Origin of the sequence: Bacteroides propionicigenes, from assembly GCF_018390535.1 — a bacterium.
GTDB classification, from domain to species: domain Bacteria; phylum Bacteroidota; class Bacteroidia; order Bacteroidales; family Bacteroidaceae; genus Bacteroides; species Bacteroides propionicigenes.
In genome coordinates, this window is the sequence record NZ_JAHBBW010000031.1 from 1 (window position 1) to 4267 (window position 4267).

Consider the following 4267-nt stretch of genomic DNA (forward strand, 5'->3'; position numbering starts at 1 on the left):
GTACCCCTGCCGTTCAAAGTCCGCCAACACGTTTTTTAGGCGATTTTCGGCACTTTCAAGGCTTTTCCCGTCTATTTGTACCTTTCGGGCTGTTGCGTCCTCTATGCGCTTCGTATAGACTTCAACACGCTTTAGTTCTTGATACACCAGTTCTACCGCAAGCTGCGGGTTTACCCTTGGCGTTGTATCTTTTCTTTTCCGGGGGCTGTACTGTCCCTGCTTAACGTTGGAAGCTGCCGCTTCCGGGTGTGAGTTTGTTTCCATGAGATATGTTCATTGAGTTGCACTTCAGTTTGCTTTGTGTCCGCTCGATATGGGCGAGAGTGTAGCCTTTCCCTATCTCGCTTGCCTTATACTCCGTACCGCTTCGGGCTGTGACATAGTAGCCGTTAAGTTTCCCGGTGCTTGCCCTGGCTTCCCGGACTTTAAAACCTCTCTTACCAAGTTCTTCCTTGAATTTGGTAAAGTCAAAGCCCTGCATCTTCTTCAATACGCCGTCCATGGCTTCCTTGATTTCCGCTTTGTTGACTTTGCCAATGTCCTGCGACTGTACAAAGTTCCGTTCCTTGGCTATGGCATTGGCGGCTTCCGTTGCCTTTTTCCCTATCCAGTTGTCCCGGTACAGTTCCCCGGAAAGGGAAACCCGGTTTGCCAGTATGTGCAGGTGGGCTTGCTCTTTCTTGCTCTCCGTACCGCTGTGCCGGATGATGATGTACTGGTGGTTCGCCAACCCCATGCGCTGCATGAAGTCGTTACCAAGTTCCGCCCAGTCCGCATCCGTAAAGGTGGCGCTTTCCTCTATCGAGGGGCTGACCTCGAAACGTAGGCAGTTGTTTTTTACGTTCGGAAAATCAATGTGATACGGTTTCATTTCCTGCACCATTTCCGCACCAGTACACCCATAAAGTTCATGCCGGGCTATCTCGGTGGCTACTGCCTGCCCGTTTATCTCTTTGGCGAGGTCGTACTCCAATGCCGCCACACCATGTGATATGCTTTTCCCTTTCCCTATCATCGTGAGAGTATTTTTTTGAGCTCTGTAATTAGTGCCCGGTTCTCCTCGAACACTTCCCGGTACTGGCGACCACCGAAGTAGTTGTTCAGCCGTTGGAGCGTTCCTTTCAACTGGGCTATGTCCCGGAGAAGCTGCCGTTCCTCCTCGGTGTACCTCTCCCTTGGGCGCCCCCCAAGGGACAAACTCCGGCAGTATTCCGATACGCTTAGACTGCACCGGGCTGCCTGCTCCGCAAGTGCGTCCTTTTCAAGTTCGGTACACCGGAATGTAATCTTTTCGTTCCGTCTTAGTTCCATGCCACAAAGGTAATCTTAAAATCTTTTTGAGCAAAGCGAGAAAAGCAAGAATTGTCCGACAAGGACACTTCTTGCTATATATACACATGCCGCATGGGAATACATCCACGCCAACCGCCCAGCAAAAAGCCCCGGCGTGTTAGAAAATCCCCCACAGCCTAACAAATTCTACCCCATTTCTACCCAAGGGGATTACACGCCGCAGAAGTCATCCGGGAACATGTCTTCCAGTTCGTCCAAATCAATGGTTTCTTCTTCGGACACCTCCACCCATTCAATGTTTTCTTTCCCTCTTATCGCACATGAGTACATCTCGGCGGCGGCAAGAGAAGAGAACACCTCGTGCATAGGCTCGCCGTTCTCTAACCAGTAAACACAATATTCGACCATAACAGTTTTATCATTTATCGTTGTAATGCCCCTCTACCTCCAAGATGTAGACCTCTACCACTTCCTCGTAAATGTCATAGATTATCCGGTCATGGGCGGTAATGTGTCGAGACCATGTAATATCCCCACCGCCCCTTAACGCTTCGGGATGCCCAAGCCCAGTCTTAGGGTGCTCTAACAATTCTTTGTAGATTTTCTTATACTTCTTGAACAAATTGGGGTTTGATTTCTTCCATTTGGCAATCACCTTATCCACCCCGTCGGAAACCCTAATTGTGTACATCATAGACTATCGAAATAAGCGTCAATATCCTCACTGCTTTTGAGGGTAACACACTTTCCGGATTTGATTTCTTCCCTTGCCTTGTCAATCCTTGCTTGCAGCTCCGGGGTTATCATCAAATCTTCACGACCAACTTTTACCAAAGCGTAAATCTCGTTTTTCCTGCGAATTAGTACCTGCTCGCCATTGTCAGCTTTGGTGAAAGACGCTGCGAGGTTGTTACGGTATTCTCTTACTGATAATGCTTCCATATCTGTTTGCTTTTAAATTCAGCACAAAGATAGCTATATTTCAATAAAATACAAACATTTTGTACACAAACGTGTACACGCCATAAAAACCCGTTTCCAATCCTACCGCCCGTTGGTTGGTTTTGCTTTGCTCTTTTTCCCTATCGTTTTTCTTTTTCCGACAGTAAATCAACCACTTAGCTCTATAAATTCCCCTTGTCTGTTATAAGCATCGTCTGTAATATGCTCTATCACTTCTTCGCAAACGCCCATAAATAAAGGGATTAGAACATGTGTTTCCCCACACTTTGGGAGTTTAGTCCCCACACTTTGGGAGTTTAAAAGTAAATTAGTCCCCACACTTTGGGAGTTTTACCCCTCTTTTTTTGTTTTAATGTGGGGATTGTGTATATTTGCAGCAAATCAATCGTTTATGAAAAAGAAACTACCTATTACCAAGAATAAAGATGTTGTTGTTTCATGGGTATATACATGGTCAAAACAGCAAGACATGTCCATACACGAACAAAGAATAGTTCTTCGCATACTGGAAGCGTGCCAAGCTGAACTAAAGGGAGTAAAACTGAAAGATTATGCAGGCACGAAACGCAAGTTTGAGCATGGACTTTGGGATGTTGATGCACAAATGCATGTATCTGACGTTATTTTTTCCGGACGTGATTACAATGAAATCATAGCCGCACTCGATTCTTTGGCAGGACGTTTTTTTACTTACGAAGATGACGAGGAATGGTGGAAGTGCGGATTTATATCTAACCCAAAATATAAAAAACGCACTGGCATTATAACCTTTCGTGTGTCTAACGACCTTTGGGATGTGTTTACCAAGTTCGCCAAGGGGTACAGAGAATTTGAGTTAAACAAGGCTCTTGCGCTACCTACTGGGTATTCCCTTAGGTTTTACATGTTAATGAGTGGGCAGGTGTACCCTTTGGATATATCCCTTGAAAACTTGAAAGACCGTCTTGGCATACCTGCGGACAAATACAAGGACAAGAACGGAAAAGACAGAATAGATCATTTTGAGGAAAGAGTTTTGAAACCAGCAAAGGCTGCGCTTGATGAGAGCTGCCCATACACTTTCAACTACGTGAAAGTGCGTGAAAACCCAAACAACAAACGTAGCAAGGTGACCGGGTTTAGGTTCTACCCGGTCTATCAACCACAGTTCAGAGATGAAGAACTGGAAGGGAAAGAATTGCAAGCAAAGGTTACAGCACGATATCAGATAGACAGCCATGTGTACGAGTACCTCCGTTATTCCTGCGGCTTCACATCGGAAGAGATAAACCGGAACAAAGAGACATTCATAACGGCACAAGAAAAGATAACCGACCTTATCGGAGAACTGGCTCTCCTAAACGGAAAATCACGAGAAAAGAACAATCCGAAAGGGTGGATTATAAACGCCCTTAAAGGGAAAATCAAGGATAAGTAACAAGATTACCCGGCTGAAACACTCCGGGTAATCTTGTCAAATCAGAGGAACGATTTCCATTTCTACACCAAGTTCTTTCATCTGCTGTTGTATTTCCTCGCTGCTTAGTTTCTCTCTCGCCAGTGCAAGCCCATGAAAGGCATCCCAGCCTGCCGGCTTCGAAACGATACTACCGTTTAGGACGGCATGGGTGATTTCGCCGCCGGACTTCGCACCCTTGTTCAGTATGAAGAAGAACCGGGGTTCTTCGTGTTCCGTTGTTCCCATAATTCGTAAAGTTAGATGTTTATTTATTCCCCTTTTGTTCCCTTGCCTGCTCTTGGTAGTATTCATAATACTGCTTGTAGTTGTCCCGGTCTTTGGCTGCATCCGTCCAAAGATAGCACATGAAACAAGCGAACAATAGGGAGATAACAGCACAAAGGATTGAGTAGAACGAAATTCGTTTGTCCACATAACCGCCGTTTTTCATTCTGTACCCCTGCCGTTCAAAGTCCGCCAACACGTTTTTTAGGCGATTTTCGGCACTTTCAAGGCTTTTCCCGTCTATTTGTACCTTTCGGGCTGTTGCGTCCTCTATGCGCTTCGTATAGA

At 45.9% G+C, this 4267-nt stretch carries 8 protein-coding genes and 1 pseudogene; 1 reads left to right on the top strand and 8 read right to left on the bottom strand.

What is annotated here, in order from left to right; translation table 11 throughout:
* From KG118_RS17285 to KG118_RS17305, 6 genes and pseudogenes are all read right to left on the bottom strand, one after another.
* A pseudogene (locus tag KG118_RS17285) lies at positions 1-264 on the bottom strand (mobilization protein MbpC); the annotation flags it as partial.
* Entirely contained in the window at positions 221-1015 is a 795-nt protein-coding gene (gene mbpB, locus KG118_RS17290; RefSeq protein WP_007560590.1) for a mobilization protein MbpB, read from the bottom strand. The pseudogene KG118_RS17285 and the gene mbpB, both read right to left, overlap by 44 nt.
* Positions 1012-1311 carry a mobilization protein MbpA gene (mbpA, locus tag KG118_RS17630; RefSeq protein WP_004327437.1) on the bottom strand — a complete coding sequence of 100 codons (300 nt, stop codon included), beginning with the start codon at positions 1309-1311 and terminating at the stop codon, positions 1012-1014. The genes mbpB and mbpA overlap by 4 nt, the downstream gene beginning before the upstream one ends.
* 192 nt (positions 1312-1503) lie before the next feature.
* The gene (locus tag KG118_RS17295; protein ID WP_004295503.1) at positions 1504-1701 is read right to left on the bottom strand and encodes a hypothetical protein; all 198 of its coding nucleotides are present in this window, start codon (positions 1699-1701) and stop codon (positions 1504-1506) included.
* Between the two features lie 10 nt (positions 1702-1711).
* On the bottom strand, positions 1712-1987 hold the full coding sequence (locus KG118_RS17300; RefSeq protein WP_004327436.1) for a type II toxin-antitoxin system YoeB family toxin: 276 nt from the start codon (positions 1985-1987) through the stop codon (positions 1712-1714).
* Positions 1984-2235: a hypothetical protein gene (locus tag KG118_RS17305; protein WP_004295507.1), complete on the bottom strand. Its 252-nt coding sequence runs from the start codon at positions 2233-2235 to the stop codon at positions 1984-1986. The genes KG118_RS17300 and KG118_RS17305 overlap by 4 nt, the downstream gene beginning before the upstream one ends.
* A gap of 412 nt (positions 2236-2647) precedes the next feature.
* Between KG118_RS17305 and KG118_RS17310 the strand changes: the two genes are divergently transcribed.
* Complete coding sequence (locus KG118_RS17310) at positions 2648-3673, top strand: replication initiation protein (RefSeq protein ID WP_004295509.1); 1026 nt, start codon at positions 2648-2650, stop codon at positions 3671-3673.
* 36 nt (positions 3674-3709) lie between these two features.
* Here KG118_RS17310 and KG118_RS17315 read toward each other — a convergent pair whose 3' ends face one another.
* Positions 3710-3940 carry a hypothetical protein gene (locus KG118_RS17315; RefSeq protein ID WP_004295510.1) on the bottom strand — a complete coding sequence of 77 codons (231 nt, stop codon included), beginning with the start codon at positions 3938-3940 and terminating at the stop codon, positions 3710-3712.
* Positions 3941-3959: 19 nt separating this feature from the next.
* The coding region (locus KG118_RS17320; protein WP_213388595.1) for a hypothetical protein at positions 3960-4267 on the bottom strand (308 nt) is incomplete at its 5' end.